Source organism: Terrihabitans aquatilis, from assembly GCF_052542005.1.
Window position 1 is genome coordinate 158,790 of record NZ_JBOCUO010000002.1, and the last position, 23,096, is coordinate 181,885.

Annotated in this window: 22 protein-coding genes; 12 read left to right on the forward strand and 10 right to left on the reverse strand. The window is 66.6% G+C overall.

Translation table 11 applies throughout. The features are described from left to right. Positions 1-10 precede the first annotated feature (10 nt). From ACQ6S1_RS06770 to ACQ6S1_RS06795, 6 genes are read left to right on the forward strand one after another with little or no spacing between them, the layout of a single operon-like run. Entirely contained in the window at positions 11-910 is a 900-nt protein-coding gene (locus ACQ6S1_RS06770; RefSeq protein ID WP_445040427.1) for a nonribosomal peptide synthetase MxaA, read from the forward strand. Beyond that, positions 907-1,971, forward strand: coding sequence for a vWA domain-containing protein (locus ACQ6S1_RS06775; protein ID WP_445040428.1), 1,065 nt, complete (start codon positions 907-909; stop codon positions 1,969-1,971). Before ACQ6S1_RS06770 ends, ACQ6S1_RS06775 begins: the two co-directional genes overlap by 4 nt. Continuing rightward, a complete protein-coding gene (locus tag ACQ6S1_RS06780; protein WP_445040429.1) occupies positions 1,968-2,555 on the forward strand; it encodes a hypothetical protein in 588 nt (195 codons plus the stop codon). The genes ACQ6S1_RS06775 and ACQ6S1_RS06780 overlap by 4 nt, the downstream gene beginning before the upstream one ends. Beyond that, entirely contained in the window at positions 2,552-3,571 is a 1,020-nt protein-coding gene (locus tag ACQ6S1_RS06785) for a vWA domain-containing protein (RefSeq protein WP_445040430.1), read from the forward strand. Before ACQ6S1_RS06780 ends, ACQ6S1_RS06785 begins: the two co-directional genes overlap by 4 nt. Then, positions 3,568-4,098, forward strand: coding sequence for an SRPBCC family protein (locus ACQ6S1_RS06790; protein ID WP_445040431.1), 531 nt, complete (start codon positions 3,568-3,570; stop codon positions 4,096-4,098). Before ACQ6S1_RS06785 ends, ACQ6S1_RS06790 begins: the two co-directional genes overlap by 4 nt. Further along, positions 4,095-5,081 carry a YncE family protein gene (locus tag ACQ6S1_RS06795; protein ID WP_445040432.1) on the forward strand — a complete coding sequence of 329 codons (987 nt, stop codon included), beginning with the start codon at positions 4,095-4,097 and terminating at the stop codon, positions 5,079-5,081. Before ACQ6S1_RS06790 ends, ACQ6S1_RS06795 begins: the two co-directional genes overlap by 4 nt. A 105-nt stretch (positions 5,082-5,186) precedes the next feature. On the opposite strand, the gene ACQ6S1_RS06800 is transcribed toward ACQ6S1_RS06795, so the two are convergent. Together ACQ6S1_RS06800 and ACQ6S1_RS06805 are read right to left on the reverse strand one after the other, a co-directional pair. Continuing rightward, a complete protein-coding gene (locus ACQ6S1_RS06800; RefSeq protein ID WP_445040433.1) occupies positions 5,187-7,811 on the reverse strand; it encodes an AAA family ATPase in 2,625 nt (874 codons plus the stop codon). Beyond that, positions 7,808-8,932: a metallophosphoesterase family protein gene (locus tag ACQ6S1_RS06805; RefSeq protein ID WP_445040434.1), complete on the reverse strand. Its 1,125-nt coding sequence runs from the start codon at positions 8,930-8,932 to the stop codon at positions 7,808-7,810. Before ACQ6S1_RS06805 ends, ACQ6S1_RS06800 begins: the two co-directional genes overlap by 4 nt. A gap of 424 nt (positions 8,933-9,356) precedes the next feature. Here ACQ6S1_RS06805 and ACQ6S1_RS06810 point away from each other — a divergent pair, with 424 nt between their 5' ends. From ACQ6S1_RS06810 to ACQ6S1_RS06820, 3 genes are read left to right on the forward strand one after another with little or no spacing between them, the layout of a single operon-like run. Continuing rightward, the gene (locus tag ACQ6S1_RS06810; protein ID WP_445040435.1) at positions 9,357-11,732 is read left to right on the forward strand and encodes a xanthine dehydrogenase family protein molybdopterin-binding subunit; all 2,376 of its coding nucleotides are present in this window, start codon (positions 9,357-9,359) and stop codon (positions 11,730-11,732) included. After that, on the forward strand, positions 11,729-12,541 hold the full coding sequence (locus ACQ6S1_RS06815; protein ID WP_445040436.1) for an FAD binding domain-containing protein: 813 nt from the start codon (positions 11,729-11,731) through the stop codon (positions 12,539-12,541). Before ACQ6S1_RS06810 ends, ACQ6S1_RS06815 begins: the two co-directional genes overlap by 4 nt. Positions 12,542-12,544: 3 nt before the next feature. Then, positions 12,545-13,702, forward strand: a complete 1,158-nt coding sequence (locus tag ACQ6S1_RS06820; RefSeq protein ID WP_445040437.1) for a xanthine dehydrogenase family Fe-S subunit — start codon at positions 12,545-12,547, stop codon at positions 13,700-13,702. A gap of 6 nt (positions 13,703-13,708) precedes the next feature. Here the strand turns inward: ACQ6S1_RS06820 and ACQ6S1_RS06825 are convergent, their stop codons facing one another. Both ACQ6S1_RS06825 and ACQ6S1_RS06830 read right to left on the reverse strand, forming a co-directional pair. Continuing rightward, positions 13,709-14,086 (reverse strand): Rieske (2Fe-2S) protein, encoded by a 378-nt coding sequence (locus ACQ6S1_RS06825; RefSeq protein ID WP_445040438.1) that lies wholly within the window; start codon positions 14,084-14,086, stop codon positions 13,709-13,711. 62 nt (positions 14,087-14,148) lie between these two features. Next, positions 14,149-15,426: an amidohydrolase/deacetylase family metallohydrolase gene (locus ACQ6S1_RS06830; protein ID WP_445040439.1), complete on the reverse strand. Its 1,278-nt coding sequence runs from the start codon at positions 15,424-15,426 to the stop codon at positions 14,149-14,151. 156 nt (positions 15,427-15,582) lie between these two features. On the opposite strand from ACQ6S1_RS06830, the gene ACQ6S1_RS06835 reads away from it, so the two are divergent. Continuing rightward, positions 15,583-16,077: a MarR family winged helix-turn-helix transcriptional regulator gene (locus tag ACQ6S1_RS06835; protein ID WP_445040440.1), complete on the forward strand. Its 495-nt coding sequence runs from the start codon at positions 15,583-15,585 to the stop codon at positions 16,075-16,077. Between the two features lie 15 nt (positions 16,078-16,092). Here the strand turns inward: ACQ6S1_RS06835 and ACQ6S1_RS06840 are convergent, their stop codons facing one another. From ACQ6S1_RS06840 to ACQ6S1_RS06865, 6 genes are all read right to left on the reverse strand, one after another. Then, complete coding sequence (locus ACQ6S1_RS06840; RefSeq protein ID WP_445040441.1) at positions 16,093-16,797, reverse strand: ABC transporter ATP-binding protein; 705 nt, start codon at positions 16,795-16,797, stop codon at positions 16,093-16,095. Next, positions 16,790-17,599, reverse strand: a complete 810-nt coding sequence (locus ACQ6S1_RS06845) for an ABC transporter ATP-binding protein (protein WP_445040442.1) — start codon at positions 17,597-17,599, stop codon at positions 16,790-16,792. The genes ACQ6S1_RS06840 and ACQ6S1_RS06845 overlap by 8 nt, the downstream gene beginning before the upstream one ends. Continuing rightward, entirely contained in the window at positions 17,596-18,639 is a 1,044-nt protein-coding gene (locus ACQ6S1_RS06850) for a branched-chain amino acid ABC transporter permease (RefSeq protein WP_445040443.1), read from the reverse strand. The genes ACQ6S1_RS06845 and ACQ6S1_RS06850 overlap by 4 nt, the downstream gene beginning before the upstream one ends. Next, positions 18,636-19,508 (reverse strand): branched-chain amino acid ABC transporter permease, encoded by an 873-nt coding sequence (locus tag ACQ6S1_RS06855; RefSeq protein ID WP_445040444.1) that lies wholly within the window; start codon positions 19,506-19,508, stop codon positions 18,636-18,638. The genes ACQ6S1_RS06850 and ACQ6S1_RS06855 overlap by 4 nt, the downstream gene beginning before the upstream one ends. Positions 19,509-19,627: 119 nt before the next feature. Next, on the reverse strand, positions 19,628-20,782 hold the full coding sequence (locus tag ACQ6S1_RS06860; RefSeq protein WP_445040445.1) for an ABC transporter substrate-binding protein: 1,155 nt from the start codon (positions 20,780-20,782) through the stop codon (positions 19,628-19,630). Between the two features lie 51 nt (positions 20,783-20,833). Next, positions 20,834-21,703 (reverse strand): alpha/beta hydrolase, encoded by an 870-nt coding sequence (locus ACQ6S1_RS06865; RefSeq protein WP_445040446.1) that lies wholly within the window; start codon positions 21,701-21,703, stop codon positions 20,834-20,836. Between the two features lie 307 nt (positions 21,704-22,010). Here ACQ6S1_RS06865 and ACQ6S1_RS06870 point away from each other — a divergent pair, with 307 nt between their 5' ends. Beyond that, positions 22,011-22,334, forward strand: a complete 324-nt coding sequence (locus ACQ6S1_RS06870) for an XdhC family protein (RefSeq protein ID WP_445040447.1) — start codon at positions 22,011-22,013, stop codon at positions 22,332-22,334. After that, positions 22,334-23,038 (forward strand): XdhC family protein, encoded by a 705-nt coding sequence (locus ACQ6S1_RS06875; protein WP_445040448.1) that lies wholly within the window; start codon positions 22,334-22,336, stop codon positions 23,036-23,038. Before ACQ6S1_RS06870 ends, ACQ6S1_RS06875 begins: the two co-directional genes overlap by 1 nt. Positions 23,039-23,096 lie beyond the last annotated feature (58 nt).

The following is a 23,096-nucleotide window of genomic DNA, read 5'->3' on the forward strand; positions in this document are numbered from 1 at the left end:
GTTCCAAAGGATGGTGCCAGCCCTTCTTGCACTGCTGCCCATGGCTGTGAGCCCCACGCAGAGCCATGGGCAGGAGGTGACGCTCTATGCGCCGCGCCCATTCGGCCACCTCATCGGCGACACGATCGCACTCAGCGCCGACATCACGCTGGATGAGGGCCTCACGCTCGATCCGGCATCCCTGCCCCAGCCACGGCCGGTGGATTACTGGCTCGACCTGCGAGACGTCCGTCTCACCGATCAGGGCATAAGAGCCGGCGAGCGGCGCTACCGGCTCGATTTCACCTACCAGACCTTCTACGCCCCGCTGGAGCCCAAGCGGCTCACCATTCCGCCCGTACCGGTCGCCGCGTTCGGAGAGGAGCGGCGGATCGCTCTGACCATTCCCTCCTGGTCGTTCGTGACGTCCCCCCTGCGCGAGATCACGGGGGGCTCGGGCGAGGTGATGGTTCCCCGGCCCGACATCGCACCCCGGCCCATCCCGACAGGGCGCACCTTGGCGCTGTTTCTCACGGGCCTTGCGCTGTCAGCGCTGGCGGGCGCCGGTCTCGCCTGGCAACGCGGGCTCTGGCCGTTCCATACCCGGCGCAACCGGCCCTTCCTGACAGCCGGGCGCGTGGTCCGCACCGTGCTGGCGCACCAACCGCCAAACTACGACGCGGCGCTCATCGCGCTGCATCGAGCCTTCGATAAAACCGCGGGCAAACGCGTTTTTGCAGAAGACCTCACAGCCTTCTTCGCGGCGCATCCGGACTTTCGTGCCGCGGAGCCCGAAATCGATCGGCTTTTCGCGGCCTCCCGTCGAGCCTTCTTCGCCGCCGACCTTGCCGCAGCACAGGAGGAATTGCCCGCCCGGCACCTCACCGAACTTGCCCGCAGCCTGCGCGCAATCGAGCAGGCGGCGGCATGAACCTTCCCCCAATCCACCTTGCGGGGTTTGGCTTCGATCACCCGCTTCTCCTCCTTGCCCTGGCGCTCGCTTTGCTACCGTTTGTGGCAAGCCCCCTGCAGGGAGGCTTGGTGCCGTCTGTTGCGCTGATCCCGGACGATCTTCCGTCACGGCTGGTGGGCATGGCCCTGCGGATCATGGGCGCGCTCGCAATCTCCGCTCTGGTGCTGGGGCTCGCCGGCCTTCATCGTCGCGAACAGATCGTGGTGCGTGAAGGAACCGGTGCGCATCTCGTTTTGCTGCTCGATCGCTCGTCGAGCATGGACAACAGCTTCGCCGACCGGGCCCCGAGCGGCGACCAGGAATCCAAGTCCGCGGCCGCGAAGCGGCTCCTTACGGCCTTCGTCAAGCGCCGCCCGCACGACCGCATCGGCGTCGCCGCTTTCTCAACCTCACCCATGCCGGTGTTGCCGCTGACCGACCATCACCAGGCCGTCGAAGGGGCCATCGCCGCCATCGACCGTCCCGGTCTCGCCTTCACCGATGTCGGCCGCGGCCTCGCGCTTGCTTTCTCCACCTTCGCGGACGACACCAGCGAGGCCTCGCGCGCCGTGGTGCTGGTGTCGGACGGCGCAGCGCTCATCGACCGCCGGGTGCAGGACGCCCTGCGCGACGCGGTGGTCCGCACGCCCGTGCATCTTTACTGGCTGTTCTTGCGCTCACGCGGCTCGCCCGGGATTTTCGAGAAGCCCCCCGCCGGCGAAGATACGCCGCAGGCCAATCCCGAGCGCCATCTCCACCTTTTCCTGCAAAGCCTCGGCATTCCTTACCGCGCCTTCGAAGCCGGGGATCCGCAGGCCGTGGAAGGGGCGATCAACGAGATCGATCGGCAGGAGACGCGCCCCATCCTCTACGAGGAAGCGGTGCCGAGGCGGGATTTCGCACGTCTTGCCTTCGCCCTCGCGGCCCTGTGCGTGGCAGGGCTTCTTGCCGCCAAACTCGCCGAACGTGGGCTTCGCCGCGTAAACCCCGCCGCATCCATGCAACGCGCCGAGCCCACACCGATGAGGCGCGCGGCATGAGAATGGGCGCGCTCCACAACCCCTCCGCCATCCGGCGCATCGTGCCGGCCCTGACCGGACTGGCGCTCATCGCCGGCATCGCCCTTGCGGTCTGGAACGGCGTTGGCTGGCTTTCGGACCGGCGCGCCAATGCCGACATCGCTGCGCTGGCGGCGGCCCATGACATCGCGATCGACGACCGGGCATCTCCCGAAGCCCTGTTCGCGCGGCTGCATTTCCTGTCCGTCCGAGGGCGTCTCGACGAGGCACAGCCCATCGCCGCCCGCCTGGCACAGGGTGATGACAAGGCCTTGGCCGCAGCCGCGCTCTATGATCTGGCCAATGCCCGGCTGCGCGCGGCCCTCGATCATCTCGGGTCCAACGACATCGATCCCGCAATCCCGCTCGTCCGCCTCGCCAAGGACGGATATCGCCGTGCCCTCGTCATCGATCCGGGGCTTTGGGACGCAAAGTACAATCTGGACATCACGATGCGCCTCGTGCGCGACTTCCCGCAGATCGAAGCGACGGGCGAGGACGTGCCGCCGGAGACGGCCAAGCGTCTGTGGATGGACCTGCCCGGCCTGCCCAAGGGGCTGCCATGAGGGCGTCCCATCCCGACCTGCAGCGTCGGCTCGCGCGTTCCTGGCGGGCACTGCTCCTCGCCGTCGCGCTTGTTGCGCTGCTCATCACGCAAATTGCGCCCCGCATCGAATTGATGCGCCCGGCGCGGGATGTGCTGGCCGTCATCGACGTCACGGGCAGCATGAATGTGCGCGACTACATGGTGGGCGGCAGCGCGACCTCGCGTCTGGACATGGGCAAAAGGGGCCTGCGAGCCCTGCTTGCGGCATTACCCTGCGGCTCGCGCCTGGGGCTCGGCATCTTCACCGAACGCCAGACCTTCCTCCTGTTCGAACCGGTGGAGGTCTGCGAAAGCTTCGCCGCGCTCGACGGCGCCATCGCCACGCTCGACTGGCGCATGGCATGGGAGGGCGACAGCTACGTCGCGCGCGGCGTGCACGCCGGCATTGCCCAGGCCGGGACGGTGGACGCGGACCTCATCTTTCTCACCGACGGACAGGAGGCACCCCCTCTCCCCGGAGGGGGGCTGACGACCTTCGATGGCGAGCCCGGCAAGGTGCGCGGGCTGATCGTCGGCGTGGGCGGGGCCGAGCCCGTGCCCATCCCGAAATACAATGATGACGGGCGCGAGATCGGCTTCTACGGCGAGATGGACGTGCCGCAGGAGAACCGCAGCGGGCCGCCACCCGACGATGCTCATTTGCGCGAGGGCTGGGACGCCCGCAACGCCCCGTGGGGCGGCGAAGAGGCGCGGGGCAACGAGCATCTCAGCTCCCTGCGCGAGCCGCACCTCCAGGCCCTCGCCGCCCAGACCGGCCTCGCCTATGCCCGTCTCGATTCACCGGCCAGCCTCGTTGCCGCGATTGCCGGGGCCACCCGCGAGAGACCCGTTCCAACCCGCATCGACATGGCGCCCGTCCCTGCGGTCCTCGCACTTCTGACGCTGAGCGCGCTCTACGCGTCCAGCTTTCTCCTCAGGCTCGCATCGGGGCGACGCCAGAGCCGCATCAATCTTCAACCGGGAAAAGCTCGATGACATCCTGCCGACGCCTGCTTATCGCCCTTGCTTTGCTGTTCACCGCCGCTCCGGTCGCGGCTCATGGCCCAACCCCGCAGAAAGCCGATGAGATCATCACCATCACGGCGCCGCCCGACAAGGTGTGGGCACTGGTCAGCGCGTTCGGCGGCATCGGGGAGTGGCATCCTCTGGTGAAGACGGTCGAGGCCAAGGGCGGCGATGCCGCTGGCGCCGAGCGCGCGCTGACGCTGGACAAGGGCATCGTCACGGAAGGGCTCGACGAGAGCGATGCCGGGGCACGCCGCATCTCCTGGCGCCTGCTCACCGAAAACGCGGAGGCCATCCCCGTCAGCTTCTACACCTCGACCATCGAGATCACCCCGTCGGACGGGGGCAGCCAGGTGGCCTGGAGCGCCCGCTTCTATCGCGGCGACACCGGGAATTACCCCCCGGATGAGCTGAATGACGAGGCGGCCATTGCCGCCATGACCGGCTTCGTCAAGGAAGGCCTCAGCGGTCTGAAGGCAAAGGCCGAGGCCCGGTGAGAGACCGGCCGCGGTTCAGATGCCTGCCGGCTGTAACGGCACTGGCCATTGCCCTTGTCCTGTCCCCCCGGCCCTGCCGGGCGGAAGATGCGAAACACGCGGCCGTCATCTCCCAGCAGGCCGGCACGGTCAGCATCGTCGCCGTGGACGAACTGCGCGCGCTGCGCACGATCGCGGTTCCTGGCGTACCCGCAGGCGGGGCGGCGTCGCCGGATGGCCGCAGCCTGTGGATTTCGCACCCCGATCTCGGCAAGATCTCCCGCATCGATCTCACCACCGACATGGTCATGACGTTCGAGATCGGAGGTGAGCCATTCGGCCTCGTGGTCACCGCCGACGGCGGGAGCGTGCTGTCGACCGACTGGGCCGCCAATGCCTTGATCCGCATCGACACCACAAGCGGTCGCGAGACAGCACGGACGGAGGTGGGACGCTCACCCGCCCATATCGCCCTCGATGCCCGCCGCGCGCTGGCCTATGTGGCCGATCGCGAAAGCAATTCTGTCAGCGTGGTCGACATCGTAAGCATGACCCGCGTTGGCACCATCGAGGTCGGCACCGGACCCTTCGCCCTCGCCCTCTCGCCGGATGGCATGCGTCTGTATGTCGGGAATGTCCGAAGCAACGATGTGTCGGTGATCGACACCATGGCACGGCGTGAGATCAAACGCCTGAAGACAGGCCTCATGCCCTACGGAGTCAGCGTCTCTGCGGATGGCGCCCGCATCGCCGTGACCAATCAACAGAGCGGCACGCTCAGCATCATCGATGGCGTTTCTCTGGAGGTTCAGGCCCCGGCGCGCATCGGCGCGGCCCCGGAGGGCGTAACGTTCATCTCGCCCGTATGCGTGCTGGTGGTGGACTGGTCGAAAGATGAAATCATCTCGTTGGATCCCGCGAGGATCACGAATGTCAGGCGCCTGAAGGTTGGGGCAGGGCCACGGGCCGTCATCGCGATTCCGAGGGACGCGGACCCGCAGTAGAGAGAGAGCGGCCGTCTACACCGCCGTAATGGCCGCCGGGCCGGAAGCAGATCTTCCGACGCGCTTTTCGGACAGGTAATCCGGCCTCCGCTTGTCAGCGCCTAATCAGAAAGCCGGCGCCCACTCCTTCATTTGCAGGATATTGCCGCCAAGCTTCTGAAACGCGCGCTGGCGGCAGGAGAAGACGATGATCTGCTGGTCTCTGGATTGCCGGTGCAACGCGTCGAACATCTTCTCGATGCGGTCGTCGTCGGAATAGACGAGAGCGTCGTCGAGGATGACCGGAGCGGGCCGCCCGTTGCGCGCCAGCAGCCGTGCGAAGGCGAGCCTCGTCAGGACGGAGAGCTGCTCGCGCATGCCGCCGCTCAGGCGCTCGACATCCTCATCCTGGCCGTTGCGCCGGATCGTCTGCGGAAGGAGCGTCTTGTCGTCGAAGGCGATCGAGACATCATCGAACAGCAGGCCGAGCAACGGCTTCAGCTCAGCCATGACCGGCCTCAGATAGAGGTCGCGGGCCTCGGATCGCGCGGCCTCAAGCGCGGATACAAGACGTTGTAGAACCTTGACCTCGTTCTCGAACGCATCGGCCCGCGCGCGCGCCGCCGACAGGGCGTCGGAGGTCTCCCGCCATTTCTCCTCGACGGCCTCATCGGCCGAGGTGCGGATCCGGCCGTTCAGCTCCGCGATCTGCTGGCGGAGAATGTTGGCCTCCTTCTCGACGGCCTCTTCGATCGAGCGGGCGCGCTTCAGCACCGCCTCGGCGGTTTCGAGATCGGCCACCCTAGCCCTCAATGCTTCCACGCGCTCGCCGAGCGCGGTGAGTTCCCCCTCCAGTTCCTCCCATCGCGCCGACAAGGCCTGCTCGCGCTCAACACGCCCCTCTGGCGGGCCGAGGATCGCTTCCACCTGGGCACGCTCTCCCTGCAGCGAGGCCAGTGCCGTTTCGGCGGTGACGAAGATTTGCTCGACGTTCCCCCGCAGGCCTTCCGTTTCACGAAGCCTCGCTCTGGCGTTCGTCCGTATCTCCGCGGCCTCGGCCAGCGCCATCCTTACCTGTTGGGGGTCTTCCTTCAGCTCGAGCGCGTCGGTGGCCGCCGCGTCGCGCGCGGCGATGTCTTCCCTGAGCTTCGGCAGCCCCTCCGGTGCGAGGAAGGACAGGCGTGCACGCAATTCGCGCAGTTCGGCCTCCATGGCTTGCGCGCGAACCTGCCGCTCGCGGGCCGCCGAAAGCGTGTCGATCCCCAAGGAGGCAAGCAGCGTCCGCCGTTTTTCCTCGGCCTTCACGAGCCGGTCGTTGTCATGCGGAGGACGGTTCGAGCGAAGCGTTATCCGGCCGATACCCGGTATCGAAAGCTGCGCCTGTCCGTCATAGCCCCGCTCCTGCCCATCGATCAGCGGCACACCGTCGATCGTGACGGCCGCGTCCGTCTCATAGGCGACCATGACGGAGGGGCGGGCCGCCTCGCCGATCGCGCGCAGCTTTGCGATGTCCAGTTCGACCGCCTGCAATTCATCGATCGCGCTGGCGGGTATCTTCAGGAGAGCAAAGCCCGCTTCGCCCTCCTCCAGAGCCCGGCGGATTGCTTCCGCCTGGCTCAGACGCTCCTTTAGCTCCGTCAGTCGCTCCGCGGCCTCGCGTGCTCTCAAGGCCGTTTCGACGCGGGCGAGGAGATTGTGCATGTCCTGCTCGCCGGCTTCGGCCGTCTCGACATCCGCCCGCGCCCGATCGATCGCGTCGAACGTGTTCTGCCGCCGGGCGATTGCGTCTGCCCGGCCCTGCTCGGCGGTCAGCTGGCGCTCCTGCAATTCGCCTGCTTTGCGCATGGCGCTCCGGAAAGCCGTGAGATCGCGGTGGGCGGCATCCCGGCGCTCGCGCACGAGCTTCAATTCGGCCTCTGCCGTCTTCAGCGTCTCGCTTTGGGTCTTGGCGGCATCGAACGCGGACTGGGCAGTCTCGATTGCCTGTCGCCGCTGCTGGCGCTCCTCGGGCCGGTCGAGCTCGGAGAGCCTCGCGGCGGCGGCGGTGCGTTTGTCCAAGGCCTCACGCAGGATCGCGACGTCTCGGGCAAGCCGCTGCTCTTCGGCGGCGAGGGTGTCGCGCGCCTCGATCGCCTGGGCATAGCGCCCGCCGGTTTTCGGCCGCCCCGTTGCGGTCACGAGCGCTGAACGCGCCTCCTGCGCAGCCGCCAATATTTCGGCCATGCGCCGCCCGCCGGTCACGGCCTCGACTTCGCCCTGCACGGATTCGAGCAGGCTTGCCCGAACCCGATTGTCGCTCTCCTCTTCAGTCCGGCTGCGTTTCTCGATGCCGGTGATCCCCTGACGCACCCAGAGCAGGCCCGCCGGTCCTGCCGTGCCGCCCTTGATGAGATCAGCGATGAAATTCTCGGCCTCGTCGGCCTGGGCGACGATCCTGCCCGTCGCGAGGTCGGCTATTCGGGCGAAACGGCCGCCGTAATATTGTTTGGTGATGCGGAAGGCGCCTTCGACGGTCGAGATATCGGCCTCGACCAGCGGATGCCCGCCGCTGTAGGGCCTCAAATTCTTCACATCGCCGGACATTCCGGAATGGGGCTGGAAGAAGAGCGCGTGCAGCGCCTCGAAGCTCGTGGACTTGCCGAATTCGTTCGCGGCGCACAGTACGTTGACGCCGTCGCCGATCCCCTCGATCGCCACGCCCCGGCCGGCGAAGCGCTTCACGTTGAACAGACGCAAGGCCGAGATTTTCATTGCGACACCGTCTCGGCATAGGAGAACAGACGCGCGAGTGCGGCCCGCGCGATGGCGCGCTCCGCCGCCGACCGATTTGCATCCTCCGCCTCGGCGAGGAGCGCGTTCGCCGCCTCGCGCAACGCACCCGCGCGGTCGATACCGTCGAGGTCGCCGACCTCGCACTCCGCCCCGAGGTTGGTGTCGTCCAGTTCCAGAAACGCGAAATCCGGCACCGCACGCGCCACCGCCGCGGCCAGCGCCGTCCGCCCCGTGAGGCGGCTGCAGCCCGTGGCCACGACGCGCACCAGCGTCTGGCGACGATCACGCATGTCCGGCAGCAGAGCGTCCAGCGCGGCAACCGGATCGTCACCGTCGAGCAGATGCAGCGGCAGCGTGCGCCAGGCAAAGCTCGCCGTTTCCAGCGTGCGTGTCTCGGGCAAAGCGGCGGGACCGGCGATGCTGACCAGCAAGGCCTCGCCGGGCCGGTCGTGCTTGAAACGGTCGGGCTCGGGTGCGCCGCAATAAAAAGTGCGGGGATCGACCTGAAGGGGGCCATGCCAGTCGCCGAGCGCGAGATAATCGAGGCCGGCACGGGCGGCACGGTCCGGCGCGATCACGTCGGCGGCTCCCCCCTCCTCAGCGAAACTGCGGATCGCGCCATGGGCAAGGCCGATGCGGATCATCCCTTCAGCCTTCGGTGCGTTCAGCATCCATTCGGTCAGGTCCCGCCCGGGGCGGCGGGTCGTGCACGGCGCCGGCAGCAGCACCACGCCGGGAGCAAGTGCGAGCGGCCGGGCTTCGACCGCCAGCACGACATTCTCCGGAACTTCGGCCTTCAGCGTCGCCCACAGCTCCGCCGCCTGAAGCGAATCGTGGTTGCCGGGGAGGATCACCCATTGGATGGGCGCATGATCGCGCATCGCGGCGAGCGCCTGCCTTCGGACATCCGGCGCCGGCGTTTCGGTGTCGAACGTGTCACCGGCCAGAAGGATCGTGGTCGCACCGTGCTCGCGTGCGTGGTGCGCAAGCCGCCCGATGACGGCATAGCGGGCCTCGCGCAGCCGGCCCGGAAGATCGCCCGAGAAATTGCCGAAACGCTTGCCGAGATGCAGGTCGCTCGAATGGATGAAGCGGAACATGTTTATGCGGATGGCCGAACTGTTTCGAGATGTTGCCGGGCTCTGGCTATCGCTTCACCCAGACGACCACGTGACGAGGCGGCCAGACTCGCGCGGGAGGTTGTTGCGTCAGCGATGATAACGGGGTTCCTTGCGCGCAGAAAGGACCTGGCGACCTTTTCGGGGTCGGTGCGGACGTGATTTTGGCCCAGTATAGCTGAAGCAGAATCCGCTCAGCGGGCCTTCGGATACGCTTCAGCATGCGCAGTGAGCGGGCAGTTCGTGCCTGCTTGCTGCTCATGCTGCACATATTGCGGACATACGATCCGACATCCTCGCTTTTCAGGTGAAGTCCGTTTGCCTTCAAGCTCATAGCTATGATTTCTGGAATAAAGCGAACAATGCTTCGCAATCCAAAATCGGCGAGCGGGTGACGGGCGACGCGATGCAGAAACAGGGCCCCACAGCCAGCGGCGTCGGAGCGTCGCTTCCGAGGCTGGAGGACGATCGGCTGCTTACCGGGCGTGGCCGATTCATCGGCGACATCCGTTTGCCGGGCATGCTCGACGTGGCTTTCGTCCGCAGCCCTGTCGCGCATGGGCGCATCCGCGAGGTGGCGAAGCCGTCGGACGATGCGGAGCGCGTTTTTGTCCATGCGGATCTTGCCGGCGTGGCGGGAATTCGCGGCGATTCCGGGCTGGCCGGTTTCCGCAGTTCGATCCAGCCGATCCTTGCCCATGACAAGGTGCGCCATGTGGGCGAGCCACTTGCCGCGTGTCTGGCTGACACGCGGGCGGAAGCCGAGGATATCGCCGAACGAGTTCTGCTCGACATCGAGGAACTGCCCGCCGTCGTCGATATGATCCGGGCGCGGGATGCCGACCAGCCTCTGATCCACGAGCACTGGCCGGAAAACGTCTTCCTGGAAACCTTCGTGGATACCGACTTCGAGGCCGCCAAGGCCCGGGCGGACGTGTCCGTGCACAGGACATTGCGCACGTCGCGCCAGAGCATGGCCCCCATGGAGGGACGCGGCGTCGTCGCCTATTGGGACAATCAGGCCGAACAGATCGTCGTCTACACCTCGACCCAGATGCCGCACATCGTGCGCAATGGCTTGGCGGAGTGCCTTGGCCTCGACCAGGGGCAGGTCCGCGTCGTGGCGCCGGATGTCGGTGGCGGCTTCGGCTACAAAGGCATCCTGCTGGCGGAGGAGGTGTGCCTCGCCTGGCTGGCCATGCACCTACGCCGCCCGGTGCGGTGGATCGAGGACCGGCGCGAACATCTGATCGGCAACGCCAATTGCCGCGAGCACCATTACGAAATCACCGGCTATGCCTCGAACGATGGCCGCCTGCTGGCGGTGGAGTGCGAGGCCATCGTCGATTCCGGCGCCTATTCCATCTACCCGTTCTCGGCCTGCCTCGAAGCCGCGCAGGTCGCCAGCATCCTGCCGGGGCCTTACCGCTTCGACGGCTATCGCTGCCGCACCTGGTCGGTGTGTTCCAACAAGCCGGCGATCCTGCCTTATCGCGGCGTGGCGCGGACCGGCGTCTGCTTCGCCTTGGAAGTGATGCTGGACGAGCTGGCGCGGAAAATCGGCATGGAGCCGTCGGAGTTCCGACGCCGCAATCTCGTGCCGCCGGAGGCCATGCCCTTCACCAACATCACGAAGAAGATCTTCGACAGCGGCGATTACGTCGAATGCCTCGACCGCGCCGTGCAGGCGATCGATCTGCCGGCGGTCCGGGCACGGCAGGCGCGGGGCGAGCCGGACGGGCGCAAGATCGGACTGGGGTTTTCGGTGTTCTGCGAGCAGGGTGCGCACGGCACCTCGGTCTACGCCGGCTGGGGCATCCCCATGGTGCCCGGCTTCGAACAGGCGAATGTGCGTCTGACGCCGGATGGCGGGCTGGAAGTGCGCGTCGGCATACAGAGCCACGGGCAGAGCCTCGAAACCACGCTGGCGCAGGTCGCGAACGAAGTGCTGACCGTGGATCCGCGCCGGGTGAAGGTGGTGCATGGCGACACGGCGCTGACGCCCTATTCCACCGGCACCTGGGGCTCGCGCTGCATCGTCATGGCGGGTGGCGCGGTGGCGGCCGCCTGCGACAGGCTGGCGGAACGCGTGCGCGCCATCGCCGCCTCGGTCATGCAGGCCTCGCCCGACGAAGTGGTGCTGCGCGACGGCGCGGCCTGGGCCGGCGAGCGCTGCGTCAGCCTCAAGGACGTCGCGAAGATCTGGTATCTGCGGCCGCAGGACCTGCCCCCCGACATCGACCCGGCGGGGCTGGAGGTGACGCAAGGCTACAAGACCGTGCGCGACACCGGCACCTTCTCCTATGCCTGCCATGCGGTGGTGGTGGCGGTCGATCCCGAACTCGGCGATGTCGAGATTTTGGACTACCGCATCGTCGAGGACGCGGGTGTCATGGTGAACCCGATGGTCGTGGACGGACAGGTCCATGGCGGGGCGGCGCAGGGCATCGGCACCGCGCTGTATGAGGAGATGCGCTACGATTCCGCCGGCCAGCCCATGGCCGCGACCTTTGCCGATTATCATCTGCCCGGCGCATCCGAGATCCCGCCTATCCGCATCGACCATATGGAGACGCCGTCGCCGATCAGCCGCTTCGGCCAGAAGGGCATCGGCGAGAGCGGAGCCATCGGCCCGCCGGCCGCCATCACCAATGCGGTGAACGACGCGCTCAAGGACACCGGCGCGTTCCTGACGGAGGTCCCGCTGACGCCCGGCCGTATCCTCGCAGCCTTGGCCGAAGCGCGCGCCAAAGCCGCATCGGAACTGGCGGTGCCGGCGTGAAGCCCGCCGCCTTCGATCTCGTTCAGGCCGCGGATGTGGCGTCCGCACTGGAGGCGCTTGGTGGGGATGAGGCCAAGCCCATCTCCGGCACGCAATCCATCGGCCCCATGCTGAACCTGCGGCTCGCGCGGCCCGGCCTCGCGGTGGATGTCTCGCGCATTCCCGCGCTTCGCGAGGTGAAGGACGAGGGCGACTTCATCCTCTACGGCGCGGCCGTGACCCATGCCGAGATCGAGGACGGCGCGGTGCCGGATGCGACGCCCGGCTGGCTCGCCTCCGCCGCGCGGCGCATCGCCTATCGCGCCGTGCGCAACCGCGGCACGCTCGGGGGCAGCCTCGCTCACGCGGACCCGGCCGCCGACTGGGTGAACGTGCTGACCGCGCTCGATGCCTCCGTCGTGCTGCAATCGAAACGCGGCGAGCGCACAATGCCTGTGACCGGCTTCTTCACCGGCGCCTTCTCCACGGTTCTGGAGCCGGGCGAGATTATCACCCATGTGCGCGTGCGCAAACGCGGAAGGCACGCTCGCTGGGCCTATTGGAAATATTGCCGCAAGGTCGGCGAGTTCGCGATGGCCAGCGCGGCCGTTCTGATCGATCCCGAGCATGGTGAGCCACGCGTGCTTGTCGGCGCGATCGAGCGTCCGCCGACCCTGCTGAAAAAGCCCGAGGCGGTGCTGGCCGGACGGCTGGGCATTGCGGAGGCGGTGGCGGAGGCGGCGCCCGGCCTCTCTGCGCAATCGCAGGCGCTTCATGTGGCGGCGGTCGGGCGCGCCATCGCCTTGGCCCACAGCACGCATAACGGATAGGCGATGAACACCGTCACCATGACGATCAATGGCGCGCGGATCAGCCAGCCCGTCGAACCCCGCCTGCATCTCGCCGATTTCGTGCGCGAGAACCTCAACCTCACCGGTACGCATATCGGCTGCGAGCATGGCGTGTGCGGCGCCTGCACGATGTTGGTGGACGGCCGCCCCACCCGCTCCTGCATCACCTTCGCCGCCACCTGCTCGGGCGCGGAGGTGCGCACGGTGGAAGGCTTCGGCGACGACCCCGTGATGGCCGCGCTGCGCACCGCCTTCAACCGTCACCACGCTTTGCAGTGCGGCTATTGCACGCCCGGCTTCCTGGCCACGGCCTACGACATCGTGACCCGCCTGCCCGATGCCGACGACGACCGCGTGCGCGAGGAACTGGCCGGCAATCTGTGCCGCTGCACCGGCTATGCCGGCATCGTCGCCGCCATCCGCAGCGTGCTGGATACGGGCGCGCCGGAGCCGCTGTTCCGCCCGGTGACGCGCCCCGCTTTGGCGCCGCAGGAGGCGGGGACCGCCGCGAGTGTGCGCGCAAAGCCCGCCACCCCCTCGAAGACCCACGCGGATGCGAGCCTGCCGCCCCTGCCCGAAACGCTCGACAATCCGGTGGTCCTCAATCGCGAAATCCCCGTGTCCGTGCCGGTGGACCGGCTCTGGGCCACCATTCAGGACATCGGGACCGTGGCCCGCTGCCTGCCGGGCGCGAGCATCGAGGAACAGCATGCAGACGGCCTGGTTCTCGGGGCGTTTCTCGTCGCCATCGGCCCGATGAAGGCAACCTTCCGAGGTCGTGCCAAGGTCGAGTTCAATCCCGCGCAACGCACGGGGCGCGTCATCGGCAGCGGCGGCGATCCGATCAGCCGCTCCAAGGCGGATGGCGCGATCAGCTTCACCGCCGAGGCCATGGATGCCGCCTCCTCGCGCGTGGCGGTCGAGATCGCCTACAAGCTGACCGGGCCGCTCTCGCAATTCGGCCGCCCGGCCGTGGTGGCCGACATCGTGGACCGCCTGCTGGAACGCTTCGCGACCAATCTGGCGCAGGCCGCCGAGGGGCATGAGGTGCAGGCGTCGGCGCCGATCGGCGGCATCGGCTTCATGCTGCGGACAGTTTGGTCGCTGCTCGGGCGTATACTCTCCAGCCGACGGGGCTGATCGCCCTCAGAACGGCTCGGGCGGGATCGGCGCTTTTGGAACACGCGGCAGGCCGACGAAGACACGGGCTTCGTCGACGCGCGTCGGGAAGATGCGCAGCTTGCGCACGTCCCAGCCCGGCACCTCGCCTGTCCTGAGGTCGAACCAGGCCAGATGGCGCGGGCACATCAGCCGCCCGCCTTGACAGCGGCCCTTGGCGAGGTCGGCGCTTTCGTGCGGGCATTTGCGCTCCGCGGCGAAGATCGCGCCCTCGCTGATTGCCACGACCAGATGCTCGCCATGGAGGCAGACACCGATCAGCCCGCGTCGTTCCAAAGCATCGAGCGGGCAGGCCTCGACCCAGTTCAGCCCCTCGGAGTGCTGGACGGACGCGGGTTCAGCCATCAGCCTGCGCACGCAAAGGCCGGGGCGCGAACGCCCGGGCCGGTCCTCATTGCCGGATGCGATCAAGCCGCGACAGCCTGTGGCAGGATCGGCGAATCCGCGTCGAAGCGCTTGCCGGCGCGCAGGCAGAAGGCCGGGCGCAGCAGGCGGTCCGAAATGACCTGCGTGTCCTCGTTGTCGCGCAGCAGAAAGCGGCCGCGATCGTCGTGCAGAACGGACACATCGGCCGCATAGCCGGGCTTCAGCGCGCCGATGCGGTCGGACAGGCCGAGCATTTCCGCCGGGTTCTTCGTCACCATGGGCACCACGTCTTCCAGTGGAATGCCGAGCGCCATCATGGAGGTCATGGCCTGGGTCAGGCTGAAGCGCGCCTGGCCGAGGAAGGGGTGGTTCTCGTCGTCATGGTGCTCGTCCGGCGTACCGGCAGGCTGCGGCACTTCGGTGTTGTAGCCGTGCATGTCGGCGCCGAGCGTGTAGGGAATGACGCCGGCCGGCAGCGAGGCGCGCGCCACGCGGTAGGAAAAATGGCTGCCGTGGCCGACATCCACGCGCAGGCCCGCATCCATAGCGGCCTTGATGATGTGGTGGACCTCGCCCTGCTCATTGATGAAGCCGCCTGGATGGCGGGTGAAGGGATGGGCCAGAATGTCGCCCGGCTGAAGCAGCGGGATGACGCGTTCCATGATGGTGTTGGCGTCCTCGCCGTTGGCGCCGCTTTCCGGCAGGCCCCACAGCTGGCCGAAATGCACATAGAGCGGCAGCTGGGAGCGGCGGCTGATCTGAGCCGCCATTTCCATGACCTTGATGCCCCAGCGCGCAAAGCCACCGATCTCGGCATGGCCCTTGATGCCGCGCACGAGATCCTTGTTCTCGGTGGCGGACTTCACCGTCGCGTCCACGTCCACGCCTTCGGGGCTGTAGAGGTTCGGGTAGAAATGGCCCTCGAGCCCACCCACCAGATAGGCCGAGAGGAAGGCATAGACTCGGGTGTCTGCTTTCTCGGCGATGTAGTGCCGGAAGCCCGGCAGCGTCATGCAGGAGGGGCCGCCCTGATCGACCACCGTGGTTACGCCGGAGCGCACGCCCACCATATCGGGGTTCAGGCCGAAGCGTCCGGTGACGTATTGATAGATGTGGCCATGGGTGTCGATCATGCCCGGCAGGACCAGCTTGCCGGTGACATCGATGACGTCGGTGGCGCTGGTCGGGATGATCGTGTCTTCCACGGCGGCGATGCGCCCGTCGCGGATGGCGACATCCTTGATGCCGTCGATGCCGGATGCCGGGCAGATCACGCGGCCGCCGCGCAGCAGCGTGTCATATCGCGAAACGTCAGCCATTCTGAACCTCATGTTGTGCCGTAACGGCCCGAGATATACGAAGCGTACTTCGCATTTTCTTATGCATAGCTTGTGCCATGTCAGCGATCCAGACAGATGCGCAGCATTGTGCGAAAAGACGGCAGAGTGACGAGCAGGTGACGAAAGAGCGCGGGCATGACGGGTGGAAAAAATGTGCGGGAACGCGGGGGCGACGAAGACTGGTCGATCGGCGAGCGGCCGGGTTTCCTGATCCGGCGCCTGCACCAGATCCATGTCGGGCTGTTCATGGACCTGCTCGCCGAATGCCAGATCACCCCCCTCCAATACAGCGTGCTGTCCGCGCTGGAGACGCTCGGGCCGGCCGACCAGACCGCGATCGCGCAGGCGGTCTATCTCGACCGCACCACCACGACCGGAATCTTGAAGCGCCTTGCCGCGCGCGGTCTCGTCGAACGCACCCCCGGGCCGACCGATCGCCGCCGGCAGGTGTCCTGCATGACGCCGGCGGGGCGGCAGTTTCTGCGCGACGTGGAGGCGCAGGTGAAGCGCGCCCATGCCGAAACGCTGAAGCCGCTCTCGCCGGCCGAGCAGAAGCAGATCATCGCCCTGATGGGGCGCGTCGTTGCCGCGCGACAGAGCGAGGGCGAAGACCGGCTGCTGACGATTTAGGCAGCCGGCCTGCTGTCAGCCGCCGAGATAGGCTTCGCGGATGTGCGGATCGTCGATGAGGTCGCGCCCGCTGCCGTTCTTCACCATGCGGCCGGTTTCCAGAAGAAAGGCGTGATCGCACAGCTCAAGCGCGGCGAAGGCGTTCTGCTCGACGAGCAGCACGGTGGTGCCGCTGTCGCAGATGGCGCGGATCATGGCCAGGATCTGCTCGACGATCGTGGGAGCGAGGCCGAGCGAAGGCTCGTCGAACAGGACGAGCTTCGGTCGCGACATCAGGGCCCGGCCGATGGCCAGCATCTGCTGCTCGCCGCCCGAAAGCGTGCCGGCCGCCTGGGCGCGGCGCTCCTTGAGGCGGGGAAAGTCGGTGTAGATCCGGTCGAGATCCGTGCGGATGCCAGCCTGATCCTTGCGGAGATAGGCCCCCATGATGAGGTTGTCCGCGACGCTCATATACGGGAAGACGCGGCGCCCTTCGGGGCAGTGCGAGATGCCGCGACCGAGAACCTTCGCAGGCTCGAGCCGGGTGATGTCCTCACCGCAGAAGCGGATGCTGCCGCCGACCTTCGGCGCGAGGCCGGAAATGGCACGCAGCGTGGTGGACTTGCCGGCACCGTTGGCGCCGACCAGTGCCACGAGCTGGCCTTCGCCCACATCCAGAGTGATGCCTTTGAGCGCGGACACCGCGCCATAGGCGCATTGCAGATCGCGGATCTCAAGCATGGGCCAGTTCCTCCTCGATCTTCGTGGTGGCCGCGCTCTTGCCGAGATAGGCCTCGATGACAGCCGGATTGGCGCGGATTTCCGCCGGCGCTGCATTGGCGATGAGCTGGCCGTGATTGAGGCAGACGATGCGGTCGGACACGGCCATGACCATGGGCATGTCGTGCTCGACCAGCAGGATCGTGGTGCCCCGGTCGCGGATCGCCCGGATGAGACGGACGAAATTGTGCGTTTCCGAGGCATTCATGCCGGACACCGGCTCGTCCAGCAGCAGCATGCTGGGATCGGTGGCCAAAGCCAGCGCCACACCGACAAGCCGCTGTTCGCCATAGGACAGCGATCCGGCACGCGTCTGGGCGCGCGAAGTCAATCCAACCTGATCCAGAATGTCGAAAGCGCGCTGGCGACGGGATGCCTCGCCTCGCCGTTCGCGCGGCAGGTTCAGAAAGGCGTCCAGCCAGTTTGCGCCATGATCGGCGCCATGCAGCGCGATCATGACATTGTCGAACACACTGTCGTCGGCGAACACCGAGGTTCGCTGGAAGGTCCGCGCAAGGCCGAGCCGGCTGATCCGGTTGGGCGACAGGCCCGCCAGATCCGTGCCCTTGAAGCGCACTTGGCCGCTGGTCGGCTTGAGATAGCCGGTGATGATGTTGAAGGCCGTGGTCTTGCCGGCGCCGTTGGGTCCGATGAGGCTGAGGATCTCGCCCGGCGCGACTTCGAAATGCAGATCGGCGATGGCGCGCAGGCCGCCGAAGCACATTTCGACATGGTTCACGGAAAGGATGGGATCGGCGCTCATGGGCGTGCCTCCACGCCTGCGTCGAGAGCCGGCGCACGATCGGGCACGGGCCGTGCCCTGCGGCGTGCGAACCATTCGTCCAGATAGGGCGCGAGGCCCTTCGGCGTCAGGAACAGGATGAGAATGAGCACCGCGCCATAGACGATCCATTGCGCTTCGGGGGCCATGTAGGGCCGCAGCGTGACGGGCAGGATGCTGAAGATCACGCCGCCGATCAGCGGCCCGGCCAGCGTGCCCTTGCCGCCGCTCACCACCATGATGATCATGGTCACCGTGTAGGCGAACAGGAACACGTCCGGGTCGATGATGCGGAAGTAATGGGCGTAGAGGCTGCCCGCCGCGCCGGCCATGGCCGCCGAGATGGTGGCGGTGATGGTGAGCGTGCGGGTGACGTTGATGCCGACCGACATGGCCAGCGGCTCGTTTTCCTTCAGCCCACGCATGTCGCGGCCAAAGCGGCCGGAGATGAGGCGCGCCACGATCACATAGCAAAGGGTGGCCACGCCCAGCATTAGGTAGAAATTGTCGGTCTTCGTCCGCAGCACCGTCTCGCCGATGAAGGGCAGGCCGAGCCGCATCTGCGGGATGGACGTGAGAGCCAGCGGACCCTGCGTCAGCTCGATCCAGTTCAGCGCGACGAGGCGCACGACTTCCGCAAACGCAATGGTGACGATGACGAAATAGGCGCCGCGCACCCGAAACGACAGCCGCCCGACGATGAAGCCACAGGCTCCGGCCAGGAGGACGGCGACCAGGAAACCGGCCAGCGGCGGCCAGCCTTCGTGGACGACCCGCACATCGCCAAAGAGGCCGACATCGAAGCCGAGCGAGGTCAGCGCGCTGGCATAGGCGCCGATGCCGAAAAAGGCGATGTGGCCGAGGCTGAGCTGGCCCGTGAAGCCGAGCAGCAGATTGAGGCTGATGGCACCGATAGTGAAGATGCCGCCCGCGATGAGCGCGTTGAGCAGGTAGGGATCCTTCACGAATTGCGGCAGCAGCACCAGCACGACGAGGAGCAGAGGCGGAAAATAGCGGCTCATCCGATGCGCTCCGCACGTGCGAACAGGCCTGTGGGCTTCATGAGCAGGACGGCGATGATGATGATGAAACCCATTGCATCGCGGTAGCCGGACGAGATGTAGCCGGCGCCGAATTCCTCGACGAAGGCGAGGATGAAGCCGCCGATCGTGGCGCCGGCGACATTGCCGAGCCCGCCCAGGATGACGATGGCAAAGGCCTTGACCGAGGCGAGATCGCCCATTTGCGGCACGACCACATAGACCGGCCCCAGCAGCGCGCCGGCTGCCGCGGCGAGGCTGGAGCCGAGCGCGAAGGTGGCGGTGTAGATGAACTTGACGTTGACCCCCATCAGCGCGGCCGTGTCGGGATCCTGGAAGGTCGAGCGCATGGCGCGGCCAAGCTTCGTCAGATTGATGACGCCGTAGGCGGCGGCGATCAGGAGGCCAGCGGCCACGAAGACGAAAAGGCGCATCCATGAAATGGACACGGGTCCCAGCTGCACCGGGCTTTCGGGAAAGGGCGAGGGAATGGCCTTGGCCACGCCGCCGAATATCCACAGCGTGCTGGATTGCAGGATGATGCCCGCGCCGATCATGACCAGCATCGTTGTGTCGATATCGGCCTTGCGCAACGGGCGCAGCAGCAGGATCTCGATCACCGCGCCGAGCACGAGCCCACCGAAGATGGCAACCGGGAGCGAGAGGAAGAAGTTGATGCCGAGCGCCGCGCTGGCGAGGTACATCAGGTAGGCGCCGAACGTATAGAGCGCGCCATGCGTGAAATTGACGACGTTCATGATGCCGAAGATCAAGGTTAGCCCGATGCCCAGAAGGGCATAGGCGCCGCCGAGAACCAGCGTATTCACGCTGTGCTGCAGAAACTGTTCCAAGTCGTGGCTCCGTCGCGGAACTGAACTTTCCGGCACATGGCCGAACCTGATGATGTGCAGATGGCATGCCAGACCGGCGGAAGCGGAAAAGGCCGCTTCCGCCGCGGCAGGACAAAGCGCTAGAGCTTGACCTCGCCGACCTTTCCGTCGGCGATCTTGATCAGATAGACCTGTGGCTTGCTCTGGCCGCTCTCGCTGCCCGACGGGCCGGACTTCTGGAACTTGATGGGGCCATTGAGGCCCATCATCTCGACCTTCCAAAAGCCTTCCTGGATGGCGGCCGGCTCGGCCTCTCCGCCCTGCTCGATCGCGGCCGCGATGGCGCGGATGCCGTCATAGCCACGGAAGCTCTCCGTGGTGCCGGCGAAGGGGTAGCCGCGCTTGTTCCACTCCTCGATGAAATAGGCCGTGGCCTTCGGATCCGGCGTCGCTTCCGGCACCCAGGGCAGGAAGGTCGTGAGGTGCATCGTGCCCTCCGTTGCCGAGCCAGCCTGATCGATCAGTTGGTCGGGATTCTGCGAGCCGCCCGTGGTGATGACGCGCTTCTTCACGCCCATGCTGGCCATCTGCTTGAAGACGAGCGTGAGCTGGTCCACGGCCGCGGTGATCATGATCGTGTCGGAATCGGTGCTTTTGATCTTGGCAAGCTGCGCGCTCATGTCCTGCGCCGCGGCGTCCATGGTCTCGGTCAGGCCGACCGTCACGCCCTTTTCCTTCAGGAGCTTGCCGAAATCGGCGGCGGCGCCGCGACCCCAATCATTGTTGATGACGAGGAAGTCCACCTTCTTCACACCAAGCTTCTCGACCATGGGCGCGAAGGCCTCCGCCTCCAGCGACGAGGGGGGCGAGATGCGGAAGACGTAGGGGTTGCCGGATGTCGTGATCTTGCCGGACGACGACGTCTCCACCAGCATGGGCACTTCGTATTCTTCGAGCTTCGGCATGACGGCGAGCGTCAGGCTGGAGCCCCAGGCACCGAGCATGACGGGCGTCTTGTCGCTGGTGATCAGCTTTTCCGCTACCGCCGCGGCTTCCGTGGGGTTGGACTTGTTGTCCTCGATGACGAGCTGGATCTTCTTGCCGAGAACGCCGCCCTTGGCGTTGATCTCGTCGGCGGCGATGCGGGCGCCGTTGACCACATAGGCCCCGGAAGCGGCGAAGGGGCCGGTCAGCGGCTGGTTGACGCCGATCTTGATGGCATCCTGTGCGAGCGCGGTGCTTCCGAGCAAAGCGAAGGCAAAGGCGGCGGTGCAGGCAAAGCGTGAACTGGACATGCGGATCTCCGGTCAGCGGGGTGTTGGTCAATGGGTGATCGCGGGCAGCGGTCAGGCCGCCCTCGGGTCCTTCCGTGCAAGCGCGAGGGCTTCTTTCGCCGCGCCCACCAGCGTGCCGTTTGCGAGGCGCAGGTCGTCGAGCACGGTGAAGTGGTCCGCACCCGCAATGGGTAGAAGAGCGCCCGGCGCCCCGGCGGCCTGCCTCAGGCGGTGCAGATTTCGTGAATCGTGGACGAGGGCGGGCAATTCCCGATCGCCGTAGGCGATTGCCAATGGCTTCGGGCAAACCGGAGCTCGCATCGGCGACAGGCTGCCGATCTCGTCGTCCGTCAAATGCAGCGCGCCGTTCAGGAAGGTGTCGCGCAAGGGCCCGAGGTCATACACGCCCGAGATCGCGAGACCGGCCGAGACGGCGGGATGATCCAGGTGCAGGACGGCAAGCTGCGCACCGGCCGACCAGCCCGCCAGCACGATGGGACCGGCAAGGCCATGGGCCGGTCCGGACGCGGCAAGCCAGTCCAGCGCATGGCGAATCTCGTCCGCTATGCCGGTGAGGCTCGAATTGGGCGCCAACGTGTGGCTCGGCATGGCCACCGACCACCCGGCCGCCAGGAAGCCTTCCGCATAGACCGCGAAATTCTCGCGCGAATTCTTCTGCCAGTAACCGCCATGGATGAACACCAGGCACGGCGCGTCGCGGTCCGCCGCGGAATAGAGGTCGAACGCCATGCGGGGTGCATCGCCATATTTGACATCCAACCCTTCGGGATGGGCCTGACGCCATGCGATCGACGCCGCGTTTCGCGCCTCGATCAAAGCGGGGCTGTTCACGACGGCGGCATTGTTGTTGTAGGCCGCATCGCGTTCGGCCTGATCGAGTTCGGCCCAGCGCTCCTGCGGCGTCGCGTCAGGCCGGCTCATCGGCCCGCACCGGCAATGTTCGAAAGAGGGATCATCCGCTGAAAGCCCTGGCCTTGCCTAAAAACGAAGTGTTATTCGTATTTCAAAGCAAGGGGCGTGCCATGTGGCCTGTTGGAGCGTTGTCCCAGAGAGGCATGCCTCCTGCATGCTTTCGCTCAGGCGCATCGCGTGTCGCGAGCGGCTCGTCGGAGGGCAACATTATGAGGCTTGGAATGCCTATAAAATGGCAGATCGCTGCGGAATCCGGCCAGCTCCGCAACAACGCCGCACGTCCGGGTCACAGGACTGTTACGACCCGGCCGATTCGATGACCGGGTCCGGAGACGACGTGATGGATGTGGCCCTCTCCTGGCTTGGCTCGGGACGAACGATCGCGATCGCAACGGTGGTCCAGACCTGGGGATCGGCGCCACGGCCTGCGGGCAGTCATCTCGTCATCGACGCCGACGGGAATTTCGCGGGCTCCGTCTCAGGGGGCTGTGTGGAGGGCGATGTGATCGCCGAGGCGATGGATGTGATGGTCGGCGGAATGCCGCGCATGCTGGAATTCGGCGTGGCGGATGAGACGGCATGGCGGGCCGGATTGTCCTGCGGCGGCACTATCCGCATCTTCATCGAGCCGGTGATCTGATGCGGCGCGAAATTCTGGAAGAGATCGCGGAAGCGCGCCGCTCGCGAGAGGCCGTGGCACTTGTCACCGACCTCGATGGAGGCCGGTCCCGGTTGGTCCGTGCGGACGACGCTCCTCGGGATGCGCTCGGGGAGGTGCTGGAACCGCTCTTCGGATCCGGACGCTCCTCCCTGGTCGAGAGGGATGGTCTTCGCCTGTTCGTCAATGTCTATCTGCCCGCACCGCGCCTCGTCGTCATCGGTGCGGTGCACATTGCACAAAGCCTTGTCCCCATGGCGCGCCTTGTGGGCTTCGACACGATCGTCATCGATCCGCGGCAGGGCTTCGCCTCCAAGGAGCGCTTCCCGAACGTGGACCTGATCGCGGACTGGCCCGAACGTGCGCTCGCGGAAAGACATCTGGACCGGCACACCGCCCTCGCGGCGCTGACACATGAACCGCGCATCGACGATGGGCCGCTTGCGGAGGCCTTGAGAAACGATTGCTTCTATGTGGGCGCCCTCGGCAGCCGCAGGACACATGCCGCCCGCCTCGAGCGTCTCGGGAATCTGGGTCTTGATCCCAGCCTGCTCGATCGCGTGCGCGCGCCCATCGGTCTGGACATCGGCGCCGTATCGCCTCCGGAAATCGCCGCGGCCATACTGGCGGAGATGATCCTGGCGCGGCGCAAGCCTCGGTCGTTTCCCATTCAGGCGGTCGTCTGAGGTGGACGCCTGATCAGGGGCCTTACTTCCCCGGGCAGTCAAATTATGGCCTCGTCCG